The organism is Actinomycetota bacterium, assembly GCA_028698215.1.
Classification (GTDB): Bacteria; Actinomycetota; Humimicrobiia; order Humimicrobiales; family Humimicrobiaceae; genus Halolacustris.
The window spans coordinates 24,984-50,409 of sequence record JAQVDY010000001.1 but is presented as its reverse complement, the minus strand read 5'-3'; the positions used below and the strand labels follow the sequence as shown (position 1 = coordinate 50,409).

At 43.4% G+C, this 25,426-nt stretch carries 26 protein-coding genes, 5 tRNA genes and 1 other annotated feature; of the genes, 25 read left to right on the top strand and 6 right to left on the bottom strand.

From position 1 onward, the window contains the following. Positions 1–4: 4 nt before the first annotated feature. Positions 5–913, top strand: coding sequence for a DegV family protein (locus PHN32_00370; GenBank protein ID MDD3776047.1), 909 nt, complete (start codon positions 5–7; stop codon positions 911–913). Here PHN32_00370 and amrA read toward each other — a convergent pair. Genes amrA through PHN32_00355 form a run of 3 tightly spaced genes read right to left on the bottom strand, consistent with a single transcriptional unit; the run spans position 902 to position 2,544 of the window. Continuing rightward, on the bottom strand, positions 902–1,468 hold the full coding sequence (gene amrA, locus PHN32_00365; GenBank protein MDD3776046.1) for an AmmeMemoRadiSam system protein A: 567 nt from the start codon (positions 1,466–1,468) through the stop codon (positions 902–904). The two genes, PHN32_00370 and amrA, sit on opposite strands and share 12 nt — an antisense overlap. A gap of 20 nt (positions 1,469–1,488) precedes the next feature. Continuing rightward, positions 1,489–2,310, bottom strand: a complete 822-nt coding sequence (amrB, locus tag PHN32_00360) for an AmmeMemoRadiSam system protein B (GenBank protein MDD3776045.1) — start codon at positions 2,308–2,310, stop codon at positions 1,489–1,491. A gap of 12 nt (positions 2,311–2,322) precedes the next feature. Next, positions 2,323–2,544 carry a DUF2905 domain-containing protein gene (locus PHN32_00355; GenBank protein MDD3776044.1) on the bottom strand — a complete coding sequence of 74 codons (222 nt, stop codon included), beginning with the start codon at positions 2,542–2,544 and terminating at the stop codon, positions 2,323–2,325. Between the two features lie 110 nt (positions 2,545–2,654). Here PHN32_00355 and PHN32_00350 point away from each other — a divergent pair, with 110 nt between their 5' ends. From PHN32_00350 to PHN32_00330, 5 genes are all read left to right on the top strand, one after another. Continuing rightward, complete coding sequence (locus PHN32_00350) at positions 2,655–3,587, top strand: BadF/BadG/BcrA/BcrD ATPase family protein (protein ID MDD3776043.1); 933 nt, start codon at positions 2,655–2,657, stop codon at positions 3,585–3,587. A gap of 95 nt (positions 3,588–3,682) precedes the next feature. After that, positions 3,683–3,758 (top strand) — tRNA-Thr (locus tag PHN32_00345). 5 nt (positions 3,759–3,763) lie between these two features. Next, positions 3,764–3,849: transfer RNA gene (locus PHN32_00340), tRNA-Tyr, on the top strand. Between the two features lie 5 nt (positions 3,850–3,854). Next, a tRNA-Thr gene (locus PHN32_00335) sits at positions 3,855–3,930 on the top strand. 101 nt (positions 3,931–4,031) lie between these two features. Next, positions 4,032–4,292, top strand: a complete 261-nt coding sequence (locus tag PHN32_00330; GenBank protein ID MDD3776042.1) for a hypothetical protein — start codon at positions 4,032–4,034, stop codon at positions 4,290–4,292. 234 nt (positions 4,293–4,526) lie between these two features. On the opposite strand, the gene PHN32_00325 is transcribed toward PHN32_00330, so the two are convergent. Further along, positions 4,527–4,859 carry a hypothetical protein gene (locus PHN32_00325; GenBank protein MDD3776041.1) on the bottom strand — a complete coding sequence of 111 codons (333 nt, stop codon included), beginning with the start codon at positions 4,857–4,859 and terminating at the stop codon, positions 4,527–4,529. A gap of 169 nt (positions 4,860–5,028) precedes the next feature. Here PHN32_00325 and ubiE point away from each other — a divergent pair, with 169 nt between their 5' ends. Next, positions 5,029–5,718 (top strand): bifunctional demethylmenaquinone methyltransferase/2-methoxy-6-polyprenyl-1,4-benzoquinol methylase UbiE, encoded by a 690-nt coding sequence (ubiE, locus tag PHN32_00320; protein ID MDD3776040.1) that lies wholly within the window; start codon positions 5,029–5,031, stop codon positions 5,716–5,718. Here ubiE and menA read toward each other — a convergent pair. Next, the gene (gene menA / locus PHN32_00315) at positions 5,706–6,626 is read right to left on the bottom strand and encodes a 1,4-dihydroxy-2-naphthoate octaprenyltransferase (protein ID MDD3776039.1); all 921 of its coding nucleotides are present in this window, start codon (positions 6,624–6,626) and stop codon (positions 5,706–5,708) included. The genes ubiE and menA overlap by 13 nt on opposite strands. 70 nt (positions 6,627–6,696) lie before the next feature. After that, positions 6,697–6,942, bottom strand: coding sequence for a zinc ribbon domain-containing protein (locus PHN32_00310; GenBank protein MDD3776038.1), 246 nt, complete (start codon positions 6,940–6,942; stop codon positions 6,697–6,699). A 289-nt stretch (positions 6,943–7,231) separates the two neighbouring features. Here PHN32_00310 and PHN32_00305 point away from each other — a divergent pair, with 289 nt between their 5' ends. The 18 genes from PHN32_00305 (at position 7,232) to tuf (PHN32_00220) (ending at position 25,412) form a co-directional block, all read left to right on the top strand. Next, entirely contained in the window at positions 7,232–7,657 is a 426-nt protein-coding gene (locus tag PHN32_00305) for a hypothetical protein (GenBank protein MDD3776037.1), read from the top strand. Then, a complete protein-coding gene (locus PHN32_00300) occupies positions 7,650–7,874 on the top strand; it encodes a hypothetical protein (protein ID MDD3776036.1) in 225 nt (74 codons plus the stop codon). The genes PHN32_00305 and PHN32_00300 overlap by 8 nt, the downstream gene beginning before the upstream one ends. Before the next feature lie 414 nt (positions 7,875–8,288). Then, positions 8,289–8,364 (top strand) — tRNA-Met (locus PHN32_00295). Positions 8,365–8,401: 37 nt separating this feature from the next. Further along, a complete protein-coding gene (gene tuf / locus PHN32_00290) occupies positions 8,402–9,607 on the top strand; it encodes an elongation factor Tu (GenBank protein MDD3776035.1) in 1,206 nt (401 codons plus the stop codon). Between the two features lie 95 nt (positions 9,608–9,702). Beyond that, positions 9,703–9,852, top strand: a complete 150-nt coding sequence (gene rpmG / locus PHN32_00285; protein ID MDD3776034.1) for a 50S ribosomal protein L33 — start codon at positions 9,703–9,705, stop codon at positions 9,850–9,852. Continuing rightward, positions 9,851–9,927: transfer RNA gene (locus tag PHN32_00280), tRNA-Trp, on the top strand. Before rpmG ends, PHN32_00280 begins: the two co-directional genes overlap by 2 nt. Before the next feature lie 30 nt (positions 9,928–9,957). Then, a complete protein-coding gene (gene secE, locus PHN32_00275; GenBank protein MDD3776033.1) occupies positions 9,958–10,272 on the top strand; it encodes a preprotein translocase subunit SecE in 315 nt (104 codons plus the stop codon). A 19-nt stretch (positions 10,273–10,291) separates the two neighbouring features. After that, positions 10,292–10,816, top strand: a complete 525-nt coding sequence (nusG, locus tag PHN32_00270) for a transcription termination/antitermination protein NusG (protein ID MDD3776032.1) — start codon at positions 10,292–10,294, stop codon at positions 10,814–10,816. A 60-nt stretch (positions 10,817–10,876) separates the two neighbouring features. Next, a complete protein-coding gene (gene rplK / locus PHN32_00265; protein ID MDD3776031.1) occupies positions 10,877–11,299 on the top strand; it encodes a 50S ribosomal protein L11 in 423 nt (140 codons plus the stop codon). Between the two features lie 27 nt (positions 11,300–11,326). After that, a complete protein-coding gene (gene rplA / locus PHN32_00260; GenBank protein MDD3776030.1) occupies positions 11,327–12,031 on the top strand; it encodes a 50S ribosomal protein L1 in 705 nt (234 codons plus the stop codon). Then, positions 12,030–12,146 (top strand) — a sequence feature (ribosomal protein L10 leader region). Its footprint overlaps the gene before it by 2 nt. Before the next feature lie 21 nt (positions 12,147–12,167). Next, a complete protein-coding gene (rplJ, locus tag PHN32_00255; GenBank protein MDD3776029.1) occupies positions 12,168–12,692 on the top strand; it encodes a 50S ribosomal protein L10 in 525 nt (174 codons plus the stop codon). 84 nt (positions 12,693–12,776) lie between these two features. Further along, entirely contained in the window at positions 12,777–13,187 is a 411-nt protein-coding gene (rplL, locus tag PHN32_00250) for a 50S ribosomal protein L7/L12 (GenBank protein ID MDD3776028.1), read from the top strand. Between the two features lie 201 nt (positions 13,188–13,388). Then, entirely contained in the window at positions 13,389–16,844 is a 3,456-nt protein-coding gene (rpoB, locus tag PHN32_00245; protein MDD3776027.1) for a DNA-directed RNA polymerase subunit beta, read from the top strand. Between the two features lie 22 nt (positions 16,845–16,866). Beyond that, complete coding sequence (locus PHN32_00240; protein ID MDD3776026.1) at positions 16,867–21,015, top strand: DNA-directed RNA polymerase subunit beta'; 4,149 nt, start codon at positions 16,867–16,869, stop codon at positions 21,013–21,015. A gap of 162 nt (positions 21,016–21,177) precedes the next feature. Beyond that, on the top strand, positions 21,178–21,549 hold the full coding sequence (rpsL, locus tag PHN32_00235; GenBank protein MDD3776025.1) for a 30S ribosomal protein S12: 372 nt from the start codon (positions 21,178–21,180) through the stop codon (positions 21,547–21,549). A gap of 18 nt (positions 21,550–21,567) precedes the next feature. After that, entirely contained in the window at positions 21,568–22,041 is a 474-nt protein-coding gene (rpsG, locus tag PHN32_00230; protein MDD3776024.1) for a 30S ribosomal protein S7, read from the top strand. 18 nt (positions 22,042–22,059) lie between these two features. Next, a complete protein-coding gene (gene fusA / locus PHN32_00225; protein ID MDD3776023.1) occupies positions 22,060–24,150 on the top strand; it encodes an elongation factor G in 2,091 nt (696 codons plus the stop codon). A gap of 56 nt (positions 24,151–24,206) precedes the next feature. Next, entirely contained in the window at positions 24,207–25,412 is a 1,206-nt protein-coding gene (gene tuf, locus PHN32_00220) for an elongation factor Tu (protein MDD3776022.1), read from the top strand. Positions 25,413–25,426 lie beyond the last annotated feature (14 nt).

Sequence of the window (25,426 nt, the reverse complement as noted above, 5' to 3'; positions counted from 1 at the left end):
TGATATGGGTGAAAAAAACAGCAATAGTCCCCAACATTCATCTTTTGCGGTAGTAACCGACAGCGCTTCAGATATTCCTATAGAATTCAGGGAAAAATATAGGATAGCTGTTATCCCTTTCTATGTAGGCCAAGGCTGGCAGGAATACCGGGACGGGATAGATATAAATTCAGAACAAATTTACAGGATGCAGAGGGACAAGGGATCCATATTCAGGTCCTCTGCTCCTTCTCCCCGGGATTTCTACCAGGTTTATCAGCAGCTTCTTAACCATTACCCCCATGTATTGTCCATACATATTAGCTCCAGGCTTTCTGCTTTAATAAATTCTGCCCATACCGCCAGGAAACTGCTGCAGGCAGCTTCCAGGATCACGATTTATGATTCCATGGCTGCCACTATGGGCTGCGGGTTGATGGCCATGATTGCCGCCAAGGCTTCCTTGCAGGGGTATACTTTAGATAAAACCCTGGCTTTCCTAAACTATATTAAAGCCAATATTAATCTTTATGGTACCCTGGATACTTTAAAATTCTTAAGTATAAGCGGCAGGGTTCCGGCTGCAGCCAGCCATATTTCTTCCTGGCTTCACTTAAAACCGCTATTGGGAATAAAACAGGGCAAGGTAGCTATGACCGGTTTGGCAATTACCAGGAAAGGCTCTCTTAAAGCAATAACCAGCAAGGTAATAAGGAATTTTGAGCATGAGCAGTGGGTGTCAATATCACTGATTCATTCCCTGTCAGGGCAGGAAGCAGAAATTATTAAAAATATATTGATATCAAGATTAAACTGTACCCTGGCTACCATTAGCCAGTGCACTCCAGTTATAGGAGCCCATACCGGTCCTGGCCTGGTGGGCATAATTGCCTGCAGGCTTAACCAGGATGTTCATAAAATCTTAACTTCCTAGATGGCCATAGCTGAACACATTAGCGCTAAATATGAATATTTGGCATCCTGGGGCCTGATAACAGTCTGGGGCAAGCCCAGCCTTTTGGCAGGTTTGTTCCAGAAACTGCTTGCGGCTCCATCCATATTCGGTGGCTACCTGGGGAAGCAGCAGCCCTTGATAAGGCCCTTTTTTTATAAGTATCCCGTGTTTTCCTACCTGGATAAGGGATATGTCGGTAATTTCCTCCAAAGGCGACAGTACCGATATTTCGATATCAATATCGCCTAACTCTGCTGCGGTAAGGGCGGGAAAACGGGGATCATGGAAAGCTGCCTCTACCGCCATTCTGCTCACCGTTTTCCACAAGGGTGAGCTGCCGGTAAGGTTCCCTATGCAGCCTCTTAAGCTTCCCTGTTTGTGGATGGTTACAAAAGCCCCGTAATACCGGTTTAAAGCTTGGTCTTCAACTGGAGAAAATGAAGGCTCTTGTCCCTGGACTGCAGCCTCTATTGATTGGCTGGCAATGTCCAGCAACAATTCTTTCTGGCTTGAACTTAAGTTTAAAATTTCCATAAATTACTCCTGTATAATTATCAATAAAATACAGCGGAAAGATAACCCACTACTGCCTGCGTATCCCCGGTTACATCCCCTGAGTTCTGGTAACTGGTGACCTTAGCCTGTGTCGCTCCCAGGTTTCGGGCGGCAATCATAGCTGCTAATGCCGGTCCGCCTCCGCACATCTCTATTTCTTGGCTGAAAAGCTTATTAGCCAGGCCTTGAATATCAAATTTTTCCACCAGGTTTTTAACCTGGCTATCCAAGTCCTCTGCTTCCTGATAAGGATGATAGTGGGAAAGATCGGTGCTGCCTACAATAAGGATGTTATCAGCTGCAAAAACCTCACCCAGGGCTTGGCCCAGTTCCTGAACCAGGGAAGGGTCCTGATTGCCCATGACCATAGGAATAATGGGGATATCGCCCAGCACTACCTGCAGGAATGGCAGCTGCACTTCCAGGCTGTGTTCCTGCTGATGTCCCCGGGCGGAAAATTGAATTAACCGGCTCTGGCCGGCTAATTTTTCAGAATTTTTTCGATCAATTTCCAAATAACCCAGGGGGGTAGCATAAGAGCTTCCCGGGTATATGGATATGTAGTTAAAGTATTCGGAATGGGAGGGAGCAATAACCAATGCCAGCTGGTAGCCACCCCCCTCTATCTGCCGGTAGGCATGTGCGGCTACCTGGCCAGAGTAGATATAGCCGGCATGGGGCGAAATCAATGCCTTTATGCCGGACAGGTTATGGTATTTAGAATTACTTAGAAATCCCTTTATATCCTTGGTGAGGCGGCCTGGATCTGAAGAATAAAAGCTTCCGGAAGCAATTGGCTGCCTTATATCTGGTCCCATCATGTTCATCACCCCTTATTTTCTTATCAATACCCTTATAATTACATTAATTATCACCGTAAGCGCCACACTTAAGATAATGCTGGTGGTTATGGGTATATGCAAGGTAAAGTTTTCTCTTTTAACCTGTATATCCCCCGGCAGGTTGCCCAGGAAGGGAACCCTGGGAAATAGCAGAAACAAAGCTCCCAAAACAGCCAGGCCGATACCTGCCATTATTAATATTTTTCCCAGCATGTTCCAGTTCATATATATATTATATTAAATTTGTATTTTTTAAAAACCATTAACACCAGCTCTATAATAGTATAGAATTATTAATATTTTAACTTTACTCGAGGTTGCCTATGAGGTACATATTAGGAGTTGATGGAGGAGGAACTAAAACCACGGCCAGGATAGCTGATAAGGAAGGCAATACCCTGGGCCAGGGGGTTTCCGGAGCCAGCAATTACCATAGTGTAGGGATAGAAAAAGCTATCATGAACTTAAATCAGGCTATAAATAAAGCCTGGTCTGATTCAGGCTTGCTGCCAACCGTATTTGCCAGCTGCTGTTTTGGTTTTGCCGGGTATAATACGGAATTGGACCGGCCAAGCTATGAAAGGATAGTTTTCAATGCCCAGCTTACTCCCCTGCTCAATACGGACAGGGTCCTTATTTTCAATGATACCAGGGTAGGCCTGGCAGCAGGCAGTGACTGTTCCAACAAAGTAATATTAATAGCGGGTACTGGTTCCAACTGTTATGGCTTAAACCAACAGGGCCAGCAAGCCAAAGCTACAGGCTGGGACTATATTCTGGCTGATGAAGGCAGCGGCTACAGCATGGGGCTTAAGGCATTAAGGGCTATAATGAAAGCTTATGACGGCAGGGGGCCATACACCCTGCTAACTGATATTATACTCGGGCATCTGGGACTGGAATCCATTGACCACCTGATAATGTGGACCTATCAAAAGCCTTTTTCCAAGGACAGGATAGGAGATCTGTCCAAGCAGGTATGTGACGCCGCTGAAAACGGGGATCAGGTTAGTCAGCAGATATTAGCAGAGGAAGCCAAAGAGGCAGTTAGAAGCGTATCGGCAGTAGTGGAAAAACTGGGGCTGGAAGGCCAGGAATTTGATTTGGTTATGGTGGGAGGAAATTTCAAGTGTGAGAAGTATTTTAAGCAAAAGCTGGCCCTGGATCTTAAAGCCAAATACCCTGGAATAAAATTTCTACCCCTCACCCGGGAGCCGGTACATGGGGCAGTTAAATTGGCTATTGAAAACTTGTAATTTTAGTATAAAATGGTTTTGTTCTGCCTATTGATATAAGAGTTGCATCTTGACATAATGAGGGTAGATTTGGATAATGGTTGGGCAAGTAAATTGCCGGTGTAGCTCAATTGGCAGAGCAGCTGATTTGTAATCAGCAGGTTGTCCGTTCAAGTCGGATCGCCGGCTCCATTAATGGAGGAGTGCCCGAGTGGCCAAAGGGAGCAGACTGTAAATCTGCCGGCGTATGCCTTCAGAGGTTCAAATCCTCTCTCCTCCACCATTTAAGCCCGTGTAGCTCAGATGGTAGAGCATTTCCTCGGTAAGGAAAAGGTCATCGGTTCAAGTCCGATCGCGGGCTCCATTTTGATTTTAGGTCTTCTTGCCAGCAGCCAGGCTAGTATATGGTTATTTACTTCTGATTAAACTTAATTTGCTATAAAAATTATCTATAGTATCTGTGGCATGGTGGGAAAATATTATGGTTCTGCCTCTGCCGGCCAGCACTTCACTGAATTAGATACTTGGTATAGAAATAACCAGCTGGACCTTAGGCAGCTCTGGAATCAAGGATTCTCAGGAGATTCTCCGCCGGAGTTCTACCATATGATAGTATGGTTTGAGCTGGACGGTATTGGAGAATTCCGGCTTGGCAATGTATCCCTGTTGGATAATTCGCCGTCTCCTTTGCCACCGTGTTCCTTAACTGATGAAAATTGGGTATAGAAAAGGACCTAAGCATCTATTAGTTAAGGCAGCACTATGGATGCACCGATGAGGGTTTAATAAAGTTTCCCTATGATAATATTCTTAACCGGCTAATGAGGGGCTTTTATACTGGTCCCGGCAGCTGGTAATGGATTGATATCTGTGGAAGGTTCGGGACAAGCACTTAGGGAATAAAAAAGCAGGGACGGGTTTAATTGTAAGTAACCTGATGCCTAAATGGCCAAACCCAAGCTAGCATACTTTATCTTGAGAAATGCTCTGCTTATATATTTCCCTTTTAATTTTTTCACATTCCTGAATAAAAACAGAGGGTTTGGGTTTGATGGTCGGTATGCCTTTATCCTCATATTTTTGAAGCCTGGTGGCATGTTCAAATAGCGTATTGCAGTATTGGATGCGGCGTATTATATCATGGGTATTTTCCAGTTTATCAAGTGATCTTTTCATGGTGCTGGCGCAGCTGGTGACAATGCCCTCTACTATAAGCTCACATTTACTGCATAAGCCCTGGGGGGTCAGTTTTAAAAAAAAGCCAAAAAGGCCACAGTTTTTACAGCGAGGCAAATGATCTCCTTATAGAAAATTGACTGGCCTTATAATTATAGTAAAAGTATAGGTGGTTTTAAAGAACTAAACCAGGAAATTTTTTTAAATGCCGCTAAAAGCCTGTACCTGCATAGTATTGGAAACTTTTTTATAATATAATCAAAAGGCTTGCTAGATTTAAAAAAAAATGGAAAAAACAGCAATAGCCAATCTTTTTGATAGCATATCTTTAAATTATGACCGGGCAAATTCCTTATTAAGTTTAGGCCTGGATCATTACTGGCGATTTAAGATGGTCCGCTGCCTAAAAGCAGGCACCCATAATATTCTTGATGCCTGCTGCGGCACTGGCAGCTCCAGCTACAGCTTTTATAAGGCTAGCGGCAGGAATGCTCATGTATTTGGCATAGATTTTTCTCCAAAGATGCTAGAGAAAGCAAAAAAAAGATATGCTCATTTTGCACCCCATCTAAAATTTGGTTTTTCCGATGCTTCAAATCTAGATTTTGAAGATAACTTTTTTGATGCGGTAACCATAGCCTATGGAATTAGAAATATTACAGAAAGGGGAAAGGCTTTAGCCGAGTTTTACAGGGTGACTAAAGCAGGAGGAAAACTAATATGCCTGGAATTCGGTTATCCCCAGAACGGTTTGGTAGGCTGGGCTTACGGGCTGTATCTAAATCTGGTGCTAATCAACCTGGGAGGACTGTTAAGCAAAAACAGGGCTGCTTATGCCTACCTGGTTAAATCCATAAGGGAATTTCCCCCATCCTTTCAATTCCTGGAAGTGATAAAAGCAGCAGGTTACCAAAAAGTGGAGGTCCTCCCTCTTAGCATGGGAATTTGTAACCTATACCTGGCCTACAAAGGGTAAACCAGTTTTTGCAGAATCAACCCCAGGGAAATTAAGGCTGTGCTTATTAGGGTCAACAATATGGTGTTGGCTTGGGCAGGAAGTATCTTTTCAGGGTTAGAATGGTATTTAAAGGCAGTATAGGAGGCCCATACGGCCAGGGGGATACCCAGCAATACCACCAGCAGGAAAGGGCTCAATAGTGAAAGAATTACCGGTATTATAACCGAAACATAAATGGCTGCTGTAAGGGCCAGGTAAATGTATCTTGCCTTTTTTCTTCCTATTATCACTACCAACTGGTTCTTGCCTGCCTGTTTATCTGACGCATAGTCGGGAAATTCATTAATTAGTAGTATATTGGCTGTCAAAAATCCTACCGGTATAGAAACCAGTATGGACTCCAGGGTTATACTGCTGGTTTGCAAGAAGTAAGTGCCTATTACCGATACTGGACCTACCAGTAAAAATATTACTGCTTCCCCCCACCCCCGGTATACCAGCCGGAAAGGATTGGCAGAGTAAAAAAAACCCAGGGCAATACCAGCCAGGCCAAACCACAATAAATAAATATTGGCCACTATAGATAAAATTATGCCCAGAATAGCTACCAGGGCAAAAGAGGCTATGCCTGCTGCCAGTACCCGTGACGGTTTTAGCTGCTTGTCTTGAATCACCCTGCTCCCCCCGGAAAAAGGGGTGTAGAGCATATTGATATCATCGGCTTTATTTTTATGGTCATAGTAGTCATTTACCAGATTAATTCCACAGTTAGTGCCGGCAATAATAATGATGGATAGAAGGAGGTATAACCAATTAAAACTGGAATCCTTAAAAGCCAAAGATGATCCAACCACAGCGGACATTATGGTGGCTGAAAAAAAAGGAGCCCTTATTGCTTTTAGCCATAGAAGTATCTTCTTTTTCATTTGAGCTCTTATTTTAACTATTTAATCAGTAAAATAAAAGCTTGGTCCATGGCTGTCTCCAATATTTAAATTATCTTATAGGGTTTAATCCAAAAAATATGACGGCTGCTACCACTACCAGGATGATTATGCCTACTATAATCCATATTAAAAATCGTGACTTTCCATATTCCAGGTCTATTTCTTTGGGATATGATTCCAGCGGCAGCCGATCCTGGGGAATGTCTTTGATTTTAGTTTCACAATGCGGACAGACTTCTTCCCCCTTTTTAATAGGCTGTGAACATACAGGACAATAAACTTCTTCTTTTTCCATATTCATCACCCCGGTAATATTCTACTGTATATGGCTTCTATTGAAAACAAAAAAATTTTTCCAATAAGTAGCCTGCACCCCTATACTTGACTTTATTTTTTTATTTGCTATGGTTCCGCTTATATGCAACAGCAGTTAAGCGTCTAGGTTGAGGCCTATGAAAACAGAGTAGGACAATTAGGTTTCTTAAAACAAGCGGCGTTTTATCCATCCCGCGGTTCTCTTTTAGATCAATCAACTTATGGAAGGGATAGTCATGTGTTTTACCCATTCTAGGTTTAATGGATTATTGGAAAGAATTAGGCATGAATTAAAAAAAAGTAAAAATGAATATGAAAAAATTGAGCAAAGCATAAATAATGATTTGGCAGATGACTTTATTGACCAGGAAGAAGCCAGGTATGAAGCCTCCCTGAGATTTCTGGATCTTTCCCAAAAGGTGCTATGTGACTTGCAGCAGACAGAAGAAATTATTAACCAGCAGCAGGATATGGGTTTGAGCCCGGTAGAGATACTTAATACAGCCAGGGAATGGTATGGCCTGGCCAAGGATTATTACAAGTGTGTGTCAGACTATTACTTCTACTTTAAAGAAGAATTCAGGCAAGAATCCTGCTATTTGAAAAGGGAAATGGAAAATGTGGAAAAGGAAATAGAGGCATTGGCTTTAGGAAATAGCCGGGGAGGTGATATCCGGAATGAAATGTATGGCTGAAAAATATTTAAAAAAGAACAGTTACCTTAAATCCATGAAATGGAATTCCCATGCCGGGTTGTACCTAAATGAAAACCCCTACTGTGAAAAATGTCTGTTAGAAGGCAATATTGTTCCTGCAGTTAAGGTTATCCATATAAAAGAGCCTGAAGGTGATTATTGCCTGTTTTGGGATCAAAAAAATTGGCAGAGTGTATGCGAAGAGCACAGCCTTTAAGGCCAGTATGGACAGTAAAAGTTTTTTTTAGCCCGGCCAGGGCTAGGGGGGGGTCTGGTATGGTTAAGGATAAAAAAGAAAAGATAAGGAAGAAGAATAAAAATAATCAACATTAATAATTATTTCTATGGTTTGCAGCAGTCCAGCCTATTTTTAAAGTCTGCAAAAAGGTTATTAACCTCAATTTATTAAGCTATTACCGTCCTGGCCCGGCTATTCTAATTTAAAGCTTATCCTGGGGGCGAAACCACCGTTACCAACCGAACCGGGCTGGCTTCTTTTTCCCGGTAATCCTCGCTTATAGAAGGCCAATACGGTTGACAGCATATTCTAACTTGTATAAAATTTATCTTTGCTTTAAATATAGAAAATAATTATTATAATGCATTATATAATGGGGTAAGGTTTTTACGTGGCGGTGTAGCTCAGGGGTTAGAGCACACGGTTCATACCCGTGGGGTCATTGGTTCAAATCCAATCACCGCTACCATTTAAGTTTAATCCCATAATAGAAAGGATTTATAAAAATGGCTAAACAAAAATTTGAAAGAACCAAACCACACATAAATATCGGGACCATAGGGCACGTAGACCACGGTAAAACCACCCTTACCGCCGCTATTACCTTATGCCTTAAGGGGGCAGGGCTTCCTGTAGACCAGAGGACCTTTGACTCCATAGACAACGCCCCTGAGGAAAAAGAGCGTGGCATTACCATAGCTATTGCCCATGTAGAGTATGAGACCGAAAAAAGGCATTATGCCCACGTGGACTGCCCCGGGCACGCCGACTATGTCAAAAACATGATTACCGGTGCCGCCCAGATGGACGGGGCCATACTGGTGGTAAGCGCCGCTGACGGCCCCATGCCCCAGACCAGGGAGCATATACTTTTAGCCCGTCAGGTAGGGGTTCCCTACATCGTGGTGTTCTTAAACAAAACCGACATGGTAGACGATCCTGAGCTGATTGAGCTGGTAGAGATGGAAGTAAGGGACCTGCTTACCGAATACGAGTTTCCCGGAGAAGAGATACCCATCGTAAAGGGCTCAGCCCTAAAGGCAGGGGAATGCGGCTGCGGCAGCAGGGAATGCGAAGCCTGCGGTCCCATCCGGGAGCTGATGGATGCCGTTGACGACTACATCAAGACTCCTGAAAGGGCCATAGACAAGCCCTTCCTGATGCCCATAGAGGATATCTTTACCATTACCGGCAGGGGTACCGTAGTAACCGGAAGGATAGAAAGAGGACAGGTAAAACTGCAGGATCCGGTAGAGATAATAGGCATACATCCCGACATTACCAAAACAGTGGTAACCGGAATAGAGATGTTTAGAAAACTTCTAGACGAAGGCCAGGCAGGAGACAATGTAGGCCTGCTGCTAAGAGGGGTGCAAAAAGACGATGTGGAAAGAGGACAGGTAGTGGCCAAACCAGGCTCCATTACCCCCCACTCCCACTTTAAGGCCCAGGTGTACGTGCTGTCCAAGGAAGAAGGCGGAAGGCATACCCCCTTCTTTAACGGCTACCGTCCCCAGTTCTATTTCAGGACCACCGATATTACCGGGTCCATAGACTTGGGTGAAGGGGTAGAGATGGTAATGCCTGGAGACAACACCCAGATGGAAGTAAAGCTTATTGCCCCCATAGCCATGGAAGAGGGCTTAAGGTTTGCCATCCGTGAAGGCGGCAGGACCATTGGGGCTGGAAGTATTACCAAGATAATAGAGTAGACAGTAATAATTTATTGACATCAGGGGTAGATAGTGGTAAGTTATTTTTCTGCGCCTTAAAGTTAATTATAAATCAACTAAAATGGTGAGCTAAATTGAGACAGATAATGATATTGGGCTGTACGGAGTGTAAAAGAAGAAATTATAGTTCTTTTAAGAATAAAAAGAATGATCCGGACAGAATAGAGATAAAAAAATATTGTAAGTGGTGTAAAAAACATACGGTTCATAAAGAGACCAGATAGGGCTGTAGCTCCAATTGGTAGAGCACCGGTCTCCAAAACCGGGTGTTGGGGGTTCGAGTCCCTCCAGCCCTGCCAGTGTTTATGTAAACAAGATTATAGGGAATAATGGCTAAAAGAAAAGTATCAAGAAAGTTCAAACCAAAGAAAATGATGGAACAGCTGGCCAAGGAGCGTAAACAGCCAGCAGCTCTGCCTAAAAAGAAAATAGACTGGAAACAGTTTATAAAGCAGATACCAAAAAGGATTTCCAGCTTTTTCAGGGGAGTGGTAAGGGAGCTTAAAAAAGTAACCTGGCCTACCCGAAAAGCCCTGCTTAGTTATACTTTGGTAGTAATAGTTACTATTATTATATTTGCTGCTATTTTAGGCTTGTTTGACTTTATATTCTTACAGGCTGTGGATTTTCTTATAAATATCTAAAAGAGTTTGGTGATTACAAATGAGACCTAGATGGTACGTTATAAATTCCTATGCGGGATATGAGAACAAGATAAAGGCAAATCTTGAGCATAGGATTGAGTCCATGAATATGGATGACAAAATATTTGAGATATACATACCCAAGGAAGATATTATGGAGATACATGGAGGCAAGAAACAGGTATCTACCAAAAGGGTATTCCCCGGGTATCTTTTGGTTAAGATGTATCTTGATGATGATTCATGGTATGTGGTAAGGAATACCCCCGGAGTTACTGGTTTTGTGGGTACTGAAAATAAGCCTGTGCCTTTAAGCGATTCGGAAGTAAAAAAGATAATGAAGAGAGAGGTTTCCGAGAAACCCAAACCTAAGACTGATTTTGAAATAGGCCAGCCTATAAAGGTTACTTCTGGTCCTTTCAGTAATTTTGACGGGACAATAAGTGAAATCAATCTGGACCAGGGCAAGATCAAAGTTCTGGTGTCCATATTTGGAAGGCAAACCCCGGTAGAGTTAAATTTCAACCAGGTGGCCAAAATATAACATTGAAATATTAATTTTTATGTGTATAATTACAAACCTATGTTAATTTGAGGAATAGTAATGGCTAAAAAAATTATCGCACAAGTTAAATTACAGATACCAGCCGGACAGGCTAATCCTGCGCCTCCCGTTGGTCCTGCATTGGGACAGCACGGGGTGAATATTATGGAGTTCTGTAAAGCTTTTAATGAAAAGACTTCCCAGGAACAGGGAATGATCATTCCGGTTATCCTGACTGTTTACAATGACCGGTCTTTTAGTTTTATAACAAAGACTCCCCCTGCGGCTGTACTTATCAAGAAGGCTATAAATATTGAGAAAGGTTCTGGAGAACCTAATAAGAACAAGGTGGGAGAGATAAAGAGAGAGCAATTGGAAGAGATTGCTAAGATGAAATTAAAGGATCTTAATGCCAGGACAGTGGAAAGTGCAATAAAGATAATTGAAGGCACTGCTAAGAATATGGGTGTTAAGGTAGTTTAGGTAAATTTTTCAACAAAGGTGATGATCTTGGTTAGAGGGAAAAAATATAAGGAAAAGATAGAAAGTTTAGATAAGGGAGCCAAAAGTCCCAGGCAGGCCCTGGAATGGCTGCTGGCTAATCATTATGCAGGTTTCGATGAAACGGTGGATCTTTCAGTTAATCTAGGGGTTGATCCCAGAAAAGCAGACCAGATAGTGAGGGGCACTATTGTTCTTCCTAACGGGACCGGCAAGACTCCCAAAGTATTGGTATTTGCCCAGGGCGAAAAGGCAGAGGAGGCTAAGTCTGCCGGAGCTGATTATGTGGGCGGCGAGGAATTTGTAGAAAAGATAAACCAGGGCTGGCTGGATTTTGATGTTTGTATAGCTGCTCCAGATATGATGAAATTTGTAGGCCAGCTGGGTAAGGTTTTAGGGCCCAGGAAATTAATGCCTAACCCCAAATCCGGTACTGTTACTTTTGAGCTGGCTAAAGCGGTAGAAGATACCAAGAAAGGTAAATTGGAGTACAGGACTGATAAAAACGGGGTAGTGCACAGTATTTTAGGCAAGGTTTCTTTTGGGCTGGATAAGATTTTAGAAAATTATGCAGCTTTAATGGATGCAATTATTAAATCTAAGCCCCCTGCCGCTAAGGGAAGATACATTAAAAGCGTGTTTGTCTCCAATACCATGGGGCCCAGTGTAAAGATAGATACAGCAAAGGTTTCTGATATAGAAGAAGTAGCTTAGGTAAATATAAAGGTAACCGCAGACAGCAGGTGTTTATAATTAACTTAATTTCCTGCCGAGGTTGATTAAAAATAGTTTAATCGGCCTGTTTGCGGGCCGATTTTAGTTTATACAAGAAAGATTTTCGGGGGTTACAGTGGTTAAAAAAGAAAAAGAAGTAAAAGTAAAAGCCATAAAAGAGGTTTTTAGCCAGGGAGCCGGCTTGATTTTTGCTGATCATACAGGGTTGACTGTTGAGGAAGCAGTAATAGTCAGGGATAAACTGGCAGAGAACCAGGCATATTTAAGGGTGCTGAAAAATACCCTGGCCTTAATAGCGGCCAAGGAAGTATTTACAGACCTGGACCTGGAACAGTTGCTGAAAGGCCCTACCAGCGTTATAGTGGCCGGCGAAGATATAGTGGCAGCCGCCAAGGTTATCAAGGATTTTACGGAAGAGCATGAAACCCTGCAGGTTAAGGGAGGAATATTGGAAGAGCAGATCCTGACTGCAGAGATGGTTAAAAAGATTGCCGGGCTTCCCTCCAGGGAGGTTCTGCTTACTCAGCTGGCTGTAGCTTTAAACTCTCCTATCAGCGGATTGGTTATGACTCTTAACGGTTTAAACAGAAAGCTGGTTATGGTGCTGGAAGCTATAAGAAAAGAGAAAGAAAAAAATTAATAATTAAGGGAGGATTAAATGGCTGATACTAAAAAAGATACTGAAAAGAAAGAGACAAAAGCGAAGGGAAAGGATACTAAAGAGATGGCTGCTAAAGAAACCAAGACTGCCAAAAAGGGTTCAAATATCGATGAAATTTTAAAGTCTATTGAAACCATGACCGTTTTAGAGTTATCAGAACTGGTAAGCGCTTTAGAAGAAAAATTTGGTGTAAGCGCACAGGCTGTAGTAGCGGCACCGGCAGCAGGAGCTGCTGCAGGCGGAGCTGCTGCGGATGAAGAACAGACTGAGTTTGATGTTATTCTAAAATCTGCTGGCGCCAAGAAGATTCAGGTAATAAAAGTGGTTAGGGCTATTACCAGCCTGGGATTGAAGGAAGCCAAGGACCTGGTAGATAAAGCGCCTAATACTGTAAAAGAAAAAATAAGCAAAGAAGAAGCAGAAGATATCAAGAAACAGCTTGAAGAAGCTGGCGCGGAAGTAGAAGTTAAATAAATTCTTCTATAAAATTTTCCGGCGTAAAAAATAGATTGACAATACTATCATTTTTTCCTAAAATGATAGTTTGTCAGTTTTTTCAGGCAGTAAAAAATTACTAATATTTATGGATAATTTTAAGTAAGGTTTTTTTTCGCTAAAATTCCTTACTTTCTGCTTATTTAACTTTGATTTTATTATAAAGGGGAGACTTATTTAATGCAAAATAATAAACAAATCCAAAGGTATGAATTCGGTAAAATTCCTAAAATAATGGAGATGCCCGATCTTCTGGATATTCAGAAGGAATCTTTTGAATGGTTTAAAAAAGAAGGGCTTATGGATGCTTTGAAGGATATATCCCCCATAGAGGACTTTACTGGAAATATGTCCCTGGAGTTTACAGGATACAGTTTTGATCCTATGGAAGTCTCTGCAGATGAGTGCAAACAACAGGACATGTCCTATACCGCACCATTGAAGGTCAGTGCCCGTTTTGTAAACAAGGAAACTGGAGAGATGAAAGAGCAGGAAGTTTTTATGGGTGATTTTCCCATAATGACTGACAAGGGTACTTTTATCATAAATGGTACAGAAAGGGTTATTGTATCCCAGCTGGTGCGCTCACCAGGTGTATTTTATGATACGGATATAGATAAGAAAACTGAAAAAGAACTATATATGTGTAAGGTTATTCCTACCAGGGGTTCCTGGATTGAGATTGAAACTGATAAAAAAGGAGTGGCTTACGTAAGAATTGACCGTAGAAGAAAATTTTTACTGACTATTTTCTTAAAATCAGTGGGTTTTGGCAGCAACCAGGATCTTATCGATATGTTTAGCCCTTACGATAAAGAAAACTGTATTAAAAATACCTTGGAAAAGGATGTTACTGAAACTACAGAAGAGGCGTTAATAGAAATTTACAAGAAATTGAGGCCGGGAGAACCACCCACTGTGGAAAGTGCGGTAAGCCTTATACATTCTATGTTTTTTAATCCCAAAAGGTACGATTTTGGGAAGGTAGGCCGATACAAGCTTAACCAGAAGCTGGAAGAGAATATAGATAAGGAAACAGAAGAGAGGCTTCTGGAGATAGATAAGAATATGGATATTGATACCGGCAATGGTAATATCCTGCACAGCAAAGATTTATTTTTAATTACTAAATACCTGATACAGCTTATGAACGGAATTGGTGAGATAGATGACATAGACCATTTCGGTAACAGGAGGGTAAGAAGCGTGGGTGAGCTGGTGCAAAACCAGGTTAGAATTGGTTTGTCCAGGATGGAGAGGGTAGTAAAGGAAAGAATGACTACCCAGGATATCGAATCCATTACCCCTAAAACCCTTATAAATATCAGGCCTTTGGTAGCCAGCCTTAAGGAATTTTTCGGCAGCGGCCAGCTTTCACAATTTTTAGACCAGACCAACCCGTTAGCGGAGATCACCCATAAAAGAAGGCTGTCGGCATTAGGTCCCGGGGGATTAAGCAGGGAAAGGGCCGGTTTTGAGGTAAGGGATGTTCACGCCTCCCATTATGGAAGGATGTGCCCCATTGAAACTCCTGAAGGGCCTAATATTGGTCTAATAGGTTCATTGGCTACTTTTGCCAAGCTGAATGAGTACGGGTTTATAGTTTCTCCCTACCGTAAGGTAAAAAAAGGAGTGGCTACTGAACAGGTGGACTACCTTTCAGCTGATGAAGAGGAAAATTATACTATTGCCCAGGCCACCGCTTTGTTGGATAAGAATGGAAAATTTAAGGAAGACAAGGTATTGTGCATGACTGCTGGTGAAGCGGTAACCGTGGCTCCTGAACTTGTAGATTACATGGATATTTCACCCAAGCAGATATTTAGCGCTGCTGCTTCCCTTATTCCTTTTTTGGAGCACGATGATGCCAACCGGGCTTTGATGGGCTCCAATATGCAGAGGCAAGCTGTGCCTTTAATAGATCCTGAACCTCCCCTGGTGGGAACCGGCATGGAGTTTGAGGTAGCCAGGGACAGCGGCCAGCTGATAATAGCTGCTGATGACGGCAAGATAGAAGAGGTTACCGGGGAAAATATAAAGGTAAGGTACAAGAACGGAAAGATGGCTACCTACCCTCTGTATAAGTTCCAAAGATCAAACCAGGGTACCTGTATAAATCAAAGGCCTCTGGTTAATAGCGGGGATAAGGTAAAGAAAGGCGATGTTATTGCTGATGGCCCTGCTACCAAGAATGGGGAGTTGGCTTTGGGAAGAAACCTCCTTTTGGCTTTCATGTCTTGGGAGGGTTACAATTATGAGGATGCTATAATAATTTCTGAGAAACTGGTTAAGGAAGATATGCTGTCTTCAATCCATATATCCAAACAGGAGGTAGAAGCCAGGCAGACTAAGCTGGGACCGGAAGAAATTACCAGGGATATACCTAATGTAGGGGAAGAAGTTTTAGCTAACCTGGATGAGCGGGGAATTATAAGGATTGGAGCTGAAGTTAAACCGGGAGATGTTCTGGTAGGCAAGATTACTCCCAAGGGAGAGACTGAGCTTACTGCTGAAGAGAAACTTCTCAGGGCTATTTTTGGTGAAAAGGCCAGGGAGGTAAGAGACAGTTCCCTGAAAGTTCCTCACGGGGAATACGGCAAGGTTTTGGATGTGCAGATTTTTTCCCGGAAGAAGGGGCATGATCTTCCACCGGGAGTTAATGAACTGGTGAGGGTATTTATTGCCAAGAAAAGAAAGATATCTACTGGAGACAAATTAGCGGGAAGACACGGCAATAAAGGTGTTATATCCATAGTACTGCCGGAAGAAGATATGCCTTATACCGAGGACGGTACTCCGGTGGACATTATTTTCAATCCATTAAGCGTACCTTCACGAATGAATGTGGGCCAGGTTTTGGAAACCCATCTGGGCTGGGCAGCCAGCCGGGGATGGGAAAGCAAGGATACGGCCCAGTCAGAAGACAGCAGGGTTTATTGTTCCAGCCCAATATTTGACGGAGCTTCAGAGGAAGAAATTTTGGGACTGCTCAAGAAGGCGGGGCTTCCCCAGAACGGGAAGACCGCTCTGTACGATGGCCGGAGCGGAGAGAAGCTATCTGATAATATTGCAATAGGGTATGCCTATGTGCTTAAGCTGCTGCACTTGGTAGATGATAAGATACATGCCAGGTCTACCGGGCCTTACTCTTTGGTAACCCAGCAGCCCCTGGGAGGTAAAGCACAATTTGGAGGCCAAAGGTTTGGAGAAATGGAAGTATGGGCCCTGGAGGCTTATGGAGCTGCCTATGCTTTGCAGGAGATGCTTACCATAAAATCTGATGATGTGGTAGGAAGGGTTAAGACCTATGAATCCATAGTAAAAGGTGAGAATATTGAAAAACCTGGTATACCGGAATCATTTAAGGTGCTGATAAAGGAGATGCAGAGCCTTACTTTGGATGTAGAGGTAATTTCCGATGAAGGCAAAGAGGTGGATGTATCTGCCGAGGATGATGAAATCATGCAGACAGTAAAGGATCTGGGAATTGATTTCATGCAGGATATAGGGCAGGTCCAGGATACAGAGGATGATTTGGATAATATTAATATCCCAGATGAAGAGGAAGAAGAACCGGAGGAAATAGAAGAGCCTCAAGGTTCAGAGGATGAGCAGGAGAAAGCTAATAAAGGATAATTTTTTGGGGAGGATTTAATACATGGCTATAAATATAGATGTAAATAATTTTGATGCAATAAGGATAGGGCTTGCTTCATCAGAAAAGATAAGGTCATGGTCTAATGGTGAAGTTAAAAAGCCGGAAACAATTAATTACCGTACTTTAAAACCTGAAAAGGACGGACTTTTCTGCGAGAGGATTTTCGGGCCTACCAAGGACTGGGAATGCTATTGCGGAAAATACAAGAGGGTAAGGTTTAAAGGTATTATCTGTGAAAGGTGCGGGGTAGAGGTTACCAGGTCCAATGTAAGAAGGGAAAGAATGGGCCATATTGAACTGGCCTGTCCCGTATCCCACATATGGTTCTTTAAGGGAGTGCCCAGCCGGATGGGCTATATCCTGGACTTAAGTCCCAAGGATCTGGAAAAGGTGCTTTACTTTGACTCCTATATAGTGACTTTTATAGACAAAGAGAGAATTGAAAAAGAAAAGGATAAATTGGACCAGCTTCACCTGGAAGCCATAAAGCAGGCGGAAGAGCTTCATATTTTGAGGAAAGAAGATTTGGCCATAAACCGTGATGAAATTACAGAAAAGTATCAAAATGTAGAGGATGCGGAAGAGCTAAAAGCAATAGACGAAAATATGGGCGGCATGGAAGATATAGAGGCCAAGATAGAAAAGATAAATAAGGAAACAGAGTCATTGCTGGTAGAAGAAGAGGAAATATATTCCGAAGAAGTGGAGCTGATTGACCGGGCTCACACTTTCTTCTTTAACCTGGAAGAAAAGATGCTGGTTTCTGATGAGGCTCTATTTAAGAAAATGCAGGAAATCTACAGCGATTATTTTTCCGGCGGAATGGGCGCAGAAGCGGTAAGGGATCTTTTGTCCAGGATTGACTGCGAAAAGGAAGCAGAGGAACTAAAAGACATTATAAAAAATTCAAAAGGCCAGAAAAGAAGCAGGGCCATAAAAAGGCTTAAGATAATTTCTGCTTTTATCGGCTCTGACAATAAGCCGGAATATATGGTTTTGGATGTGCTTCCGGTTATACCTCCGGACTTAAGGCCCATGGTACAGCTGGACGGCGGCAGGTTTGCCACCTCTGATTTAAATGACCTGTACCGAAGGGTTATAAATAGAAACAACCGGCTGAAAAAACTATTGGAGCTGGGAGCTCCTGAAATAATTGTTAATAATGAAAAGAGGATGCTGCAGGAAGCAGTGGATGCCCTGTTTGATAATGGAAGAAGAGGCAGGGCAGTATTGGGAGCCGGAAATAGGCCCCTAAAATCCATAAGCGATATGCTCAAGGGAAAGCAGGGAAGGTTCAGACAGAATCTTTTAGGTAAAAGGGTGGATTACTCCGGCCGTTCGGTTATTGTAGTAAATCCCAATCTTAAGCTGTACCAATGCGGGCTTCCCAAGGAGATTGCCCTGGAGCTGTTTAAGCCCTTCGTGATGAAGAGGCTGGTAGATGAGGGATTTGCCCAGAACATCAAGAATGCCAGGTCTATGGTAGATAGGGGAACCAATGAAGTATGGGATATTTTAGAGGATGTAATCAAGAACCATCCCGTGCTGCTTAACAGGGCTCCTACCCTTCACCGGCTTGGTATACAGGCTTTCATGCCTATTTTGGTAGAAGGCAAAGCCATACAGGTTCATCCCCTGGTTTGCCCTCCCTTTAATGCCGACTTTGACGGAGACCAGATGGCGGTTCATGTACCATTGTCTAATGAAGCCAGGGCAGAAGCTATCATGCTGATGCTGGCATCTAAGAACCTGCTCTCCCCTGCCAGCGGAGAGCCTATAGTTACCCCTACCCAGGATATGGTACTGGGCATATACTACCTTACTTCAGAAAGGGAAGACCTAAAGGAAGCCAAGAAGTATTATGCTGATAGGGACAGCGCTTATCTTGATTATGATTACGGCTTTATAACCCTCCATACCCCTATAGTGGTAAACCTGGGGGATAAAAAGGTAAAAACTACTTTGGGCCGGGTAATCTTTAACAACCTGTTGCCTGATGATTATCCCTTCATAAACAAGGAAGTGGATAAAAAGGCGCTCATATCCATTATATCTGAGGTTATCAGCATTTATCCCAATGAAGTTGTATGCCAGATTTTAGACAATATAAAGGAGCACGGTTTTAAATATTCTACCCGTTCAGGGTTAACCATAGGTATCGATGATATTACTGTGCCCCAGGAAAAGGCAGATATATTAAAAAAAGTAGAGGAAAAAATTGAAAAGATAGAAAGCTACTACAGTCAGGGACTGATTACCGAGTTTGAAAGACACCAGAGGGTTATACAGATATGGTCCCAGGCCAATGAAAAAGTGGCTGAAGCCATGGAAAAGAACTTTAGCAAGTTCAACCCGGTGTACATGATGGCCACCTCCGGAGCCCGTGGTAATATCAAGCAGCTGAGGCAGCTGGCCGGTATGCGGGGCCTGGTAGCTAATGCCCGTGGCGATATTATAGACCGGCCCATTAAATCCAACTTCAGGGAAGGACTGACCGTTATTGAATATTTCCTGTCTACCCACGGGGCCAGGCAGGGTCTGGCAGATACTGCTTTAAGGACTGCCGACTCAGGATACTTAACCCGTAGATTGGTAGATGTGGCCCAGGATACCATGATCAGGGAAGCTGACTGCGGTACCGAGGAAGGCATTAATTTGTTTGTACTTACCCTGGAAGGTGAGCCCAATACCAACCTTATTGGAAGGATTTGCCTGGAAGATAAGGATAACCCCACCAGCAAGAAAAATATTATCAAGGTGGGAGAAGAGATTACTGAAAAGCATTTAGGAAAACTTATCCGGGCTAATATCGAGAGCATAAGGGTGCGTTCACCCTTGACTTGTGAAAGTGAAAATGGGATCTGCCAGCAGTGCTACGGCAGGGACCTGGCTACAGGCAAAATAGTAGAGATAGGGGAAGCAGTAGGTATTATTGCCGCCCAGTCTATCGGGGAGCCGGGCACCCAGCTTACCATGCGTACTTTCCATACAGGAGGGGTAGCCTCTACTGTTATACAGAGACAGATCAAGTCTCCGGTTACAGGAAAAATACTGTTAACTGACCAGATGCTAAAAGAGCTTAAGCTGACCAAGAAGGATTTTACCCAGCAGGGTAAGGCTACCATGGAAGTAAATATTGAACATATTCCCCATAAGTTAATATTCCAGGTACAGATGGAGAGGGGAGATATTGTAGATGTTATCATACCTAAGGGTGAAATATTGATCCTTAATAAGAATATAAATGTGGATGAGGGTGAAGTATTTGCCAAGCTGATGATGACCGCCAAGAGGAAGACTCATGTGCACAAGCATGAGAAAACCTTTGAAGGCATTGATATTACCAGTGGTTTGCCCCGGGTAGTAGAGCTGTTTGAGGCCAGAAGGCCCAAAGAGCATGCCTTTATTGCTGATATCAGCGGCAAGGTAGAAATAGAAGATATTGACAGCAAATTCAGGATGGTTACTATTAAGGGAGATGACGGCAAGTCAGAAAAAACCTATCAGGTTTCTACCCGAACCAAATTAAGGATAAATTCAGGAGAAAAAATACATGCTGGTGAACAGATTACTGAAGGACCGAAAAACCCTCATGACATTTTAAGGGTTAGCGGCAGCAAGGCCTGTGAGCAGTACCTGATAAGGGAAATACAGAATGTTTATAAGTCTCAGGGAGTAGACATAAATGATAAGCATATCGAGGTTATTTCCAGGCAGATGCTTAAAAAAGTTACTATAACTGAGCCGGGAGACAGTGATTTTCTACCCGGACAGCTGGTAGATGGGCTGCAGCATAAGAAGGTAAACAAGGAACTTTCTGCCCAGATGAAAGCTACTGCGACCGCTTCTCCCAATTTGATGGGAATAACCAAGGCTTCCCTGGCTACAGACAGCTTCCTGGCGGCAGCTTCGTTCCAGGAAACTACCAGGGTGCTGACTGATGCTGCCCTGGAGAACAAGGTTGACTATCTGTCAGGGTTAAAGGAAAATGTGATACTTGGAAAGTCTATTCCGGCAGGAACAGGGATGAACAGGTATAGAAACATTGAGCTTATATACCCTGGTTATGAAGAAGAAGATGAGGGCCAGATAGAAGTGGTTCAGAACAATGAGGAGGACAATACGGAAAATATAGAGATAAATATATAAATAATAAGGGTAGAATGGCAATTTAATCAATTAATTATTGACATTTTATATTGATAATGATAAATTTTTTTTTCGTGCCTCCAAATATATGTGGAGAGTAAATTCAAATAAAAACTGGATTATTATAGTTATTTGTTAAATTTAAGATAAAGGTAAGGTTTTATGCCTACGATTAATCAGTTAGTAAGAAAAGGTAGAAAAAATATAAGCAAAAAGAGGAAGACTCCTGCTTTGCAGGACAACCCTTTAAGAAGGGGTGTTTGTGTAAGAGTTTATACTACTACCCCCAAGAAGCCCAACTCTGCCCTCAGGAAAGTAGCCAGGGTTAGGTTGACCAATGGGGTTGAAGTTACCGCTTATATACCCGGAATAGGGCATAACCTGCAGGAGCACTCCATTGTGCTGGTAAGAGGCGGCAGGGTAAAGGACTTGCCGGGCGTGCGTTACAAGGTAGTAAGAGGCGCTCTGGATACAGCAGGCGTAGAAGGAAGAAAATCAGCCCGTTCAAGGTATGGGGCAAAGAAACCAAAGTAAGGTTTAAGGAGTATATTAATGGCTAGAAAAGGTACAGCAACTAAGAGAAAAGCAAATAAGGTCGATCCTATGTACAAGAGTAGGATAGTAGCCAAGCTTATAAGCAAGATTCTATTGGGAGGAAAAAAGAGTACTGCTGAGAAAATAGTTTATGGAAGCTTGAAGATATTGGAGGATAAAACCAAGGAAAATCCTTTAGAGATTTTGGATAAATGCCTGGAAAATGTAAGGCCCATACTGGAAGTAAAACCCCGAAGGGTAGGAGGAGCTACCTACCAGGTGCCTATAGAGGTACAGTCGGATAGGGCCCTTACCCTGTCTATCAGGTGGATTGTAGGTTTTGCCAGAAAAAGAAGGGAAAAAAGTATGGCTGAAAGGCTGGCTGCAGAGATATTGGATGGTGCCAGCAATACAGGCAACAGTGTGAAGAAAAAAGAAGATTTGCATAAGATGGCAGAAGCCAATAAGGCTTTTGCCCATTACAGATGGTAATTATAGGGTGATTATTTTATGGCTAGGCAAGTATCGTTAAAGAATACAAGAAATATAGGGATTACTGCTCATATAGATGCGGGTAAAACTACTACCAGTGAGCGTATCCTCTATTATACTGGAAAAACATACAAGATAGGTGAAGTGCATGATGGAGCTGCGGTTATGGACTGGATGGTCCAGGAGCAGGAAAGGGGCATTACCATTACTTCTGCCGCTACTACCTGTTTCTGGAAGGACCACCGGATAAATATAATCGATACTCCGGGCCATGTTGATTTCACAGTAGAGGTGGAGAGGTCGCTAAGGGTACTGGACGGCATGATTGCTGTCTTTTGTGCGGTAGGCGGGGTAGAGCCCCAGTCAGAAACAGTATGGAGGCAGGCTGTAAAATACAATGTACCCAGGATTGCCTTTGTAAATAAGATGGACAGGACTGGAGCTGACTTCTTCTATGTAATGGAGATGATTAAAACCAGGCTAAATGCCAACCCTGTCCCGGTGCAGATCCCCATAGGCAGTGAAGATAATTTTACCGGTCTCATAGACCTGGTAAGCATGAAGGCCATCATCTATAAAGATGAAATGGGCATGAAGTTTGAATTTGAGGATATACCGGAAGATATGGTAGAGGAGGCCAACAAGTACCGGCAGGAAATGATAGAGAATATCTCCAATTTCAATGATGAAATTTTAACTAAGTATGTGGAGAATATGGAAATCTCTGAAGCCGAAATCAAGGAGGCTATAAGGGATATTACTTTGAACATGCAGGCCATACCGGTATTATGCGGGTCTGCATTTAAAAACAAGGGTGTCCAGCCTCTGCTGGATGCAGTACTGGATTATCTGCCTTCCCCGCTGGAGGTGCCTCAGCCCAAGGGCCTGGATTTGGAAACAGGAGAAGAAATATATCGCGATATTGATGATAACTCACCTTTCTCGGGCCTGGTATTTAAGATAATGACTGATCCTTTTGTAGGCAAGCTGGCTTATGTCAGGATATATTCCGGAACCCTTGCCACAGGATCCCAGGTGCTTAATGCCGAAAATGGCAAAAAAGAGAGAATAGGCAAACTGCTCCAGATGCATGCCAACCGCAGGGAAGAAAGAGATGAAGTATACTGCGGTGACATAGTAGCAGTAGTGGGCTTAAAACAGGTTAAAACCGGAGATACCATCTGTGATGTACAGCATCCTATAAAATATGAGAACATAACTTTCCCGGAGCCTGTGCTGTCTATAGCCATAGAGCCCAAGACCAAGGTAGACCAGGAAAAGCTGGGCAAGGCATTAAGGAAGCTTTCGGATGAAGACCCCACTTTCAGGGTGGGCACTGATGCTGAAACCGGGCAGACCATTATTGAAGGTATGGGCGAGCTTCACTTAGAAATTATAGTGGACCGCCTTCTGAGAGAGTATGGAGTAGATGCTAATGTGGGTAGGCCGCAGGTTTCCTACCGGGAAACTATTACCAAGGAAGCCCAGATAGAAGGAAAATATATAAGGCAGAGCGGCGGCCGGGGCCAGTATGGACATGTTATTGTCAAGTTTAGTCCCAATGAATATGGTAAGGGCTTTGAGTTTGAAGACAAAATCAAGGGCGGAGCCATACCTAATGAATTTATACCGTCAATTAAACGCGGTATAGAGGATGCAATGCAGAGCGGCGAGCTGGCTGGCTATCCGGTAGTGGATGTTAAGGCAGTTCTGCTGGACGGTTCCTACCATGATGTGGATTCTTCTGATTTGGCTTACAGGATAGCTGCTTCCAAAGCTTTCAGGGATGCTATGAAAAAATGCGGACCGGTGATGTTGGAGCCTATCATGGATGTGGAAGTGGTAACCCCTGATGAATTTATGGGCGAGGTTATCGGAGACATTAATTCCCGTAGGGGACGTATTGTCCAGGTTAATCTGAGGAGCAATACCAGGGTTATAGAATGTGAGGTTCCTTTGGCTAATATGTTTGGCTATGCTACCGATTTGAGGTCCAAGACCCAGGGAAGAGCCACTTTTACCATGCAGTTCTTAAAATATGAGCCGGTTCCGGCTAATATTTCGGATGAAATTATTAACAAGAGCAGGGGAACAAGTATAGCAGTATAAGGCTTTGAATATATATTAATTTAAGTTTAATCCCATAATAGAAAGGATTTATAAAAATGGCTAAACAAAAATTTGAAAGAACCAAACCACACATAAATATCGGGACCATAGGGCACGTAGACCACGGTAAAACCACCCTTACCGCCGCTATTACCTTATGCCTTAAGGGGGCAGGGCTTCCTGTAGACCAGAGGACCTTTGACTCCATAGACAACGCCCCTGAGGAAAAAGAGCGTGGCATTACCATAGCTATTGCCCATGTAGAGTATGAGACCGAAAAAAGGCATTATGCCCACGTGGACTGCCCCGGGCACGCCGACTATGTCAAAAACATGATTACCGGTGCCGCCCAGATGGACGGGGCCATACTGGTGGTAAGCGCCGCTGACGGCCCCATGCCCCAGACCAGGGAGCATATACTTTTAGCCCGTCAGGTAGGGGTTCCCTACATCGTGGTGTTCTTAAACAAAACCGACATGGTAGACGATCCTGAGCTGATTGAGCTGGTAGAGATGGAAGTAAGGGACCTGCTTACCGAATACGAGTTTCCCGGAGAAGAGATACCCATCGTAAAGGGCTCAGCCCTAAAGGCAGGGGAATGCGGCTGCGGCAGCAGGGAATGCGAAGCCTGCGGTCCCATCCGGGAGCTGATGGATGCCGTTGACGACTACATCAAGACTCCTGAAAGGGCCATAGACAAGCCCTTCCTGATGCCCATAGAGGATATCTTTACCATTACCGGCAGGGGTACCGTAGTAACCGGAAGGATAGAAAGAGGACAGGTAAAACTGCAGGATCCGGTAGAGATAATAGGCATACATCCCGACATTACCAAAACAGTGGTAACCGGAATAGAGATGTTTAGAAAACTTCTAGACGAAGGCCAGGCAGGAGACAATGTAGGCCTGCTGCTAAGAGGGGTGCAAAAAGACGATGTGGAAAGAGGACAGGTAGTGGCCAAACCAGGCTCCATTACCCCCCACTCCCACTTTAAGGCCCAGGTGTACGTGCTGTCCAAGGAAGAAGGCGGAAGGCATACCCCCTTCTTTAACGGCTACCGTCCCCAGTTCTATTTCAGGACCACCGATATTACCGGGTCCATAGACTTGGGTGAAGGGGTAGAGATGGTAATGCCTGGAGACAACACCCAGATGGAAGTAAAGCTTATTGCCCCCATAGCCATGGAAGAGGGCTTAAGGTTTGCCATCCGTGAAGGCGGCAGGACCATTGGGGCTGGAAGTATTACCAAGATAATAGAGTAGACAGGTAGGAGGAA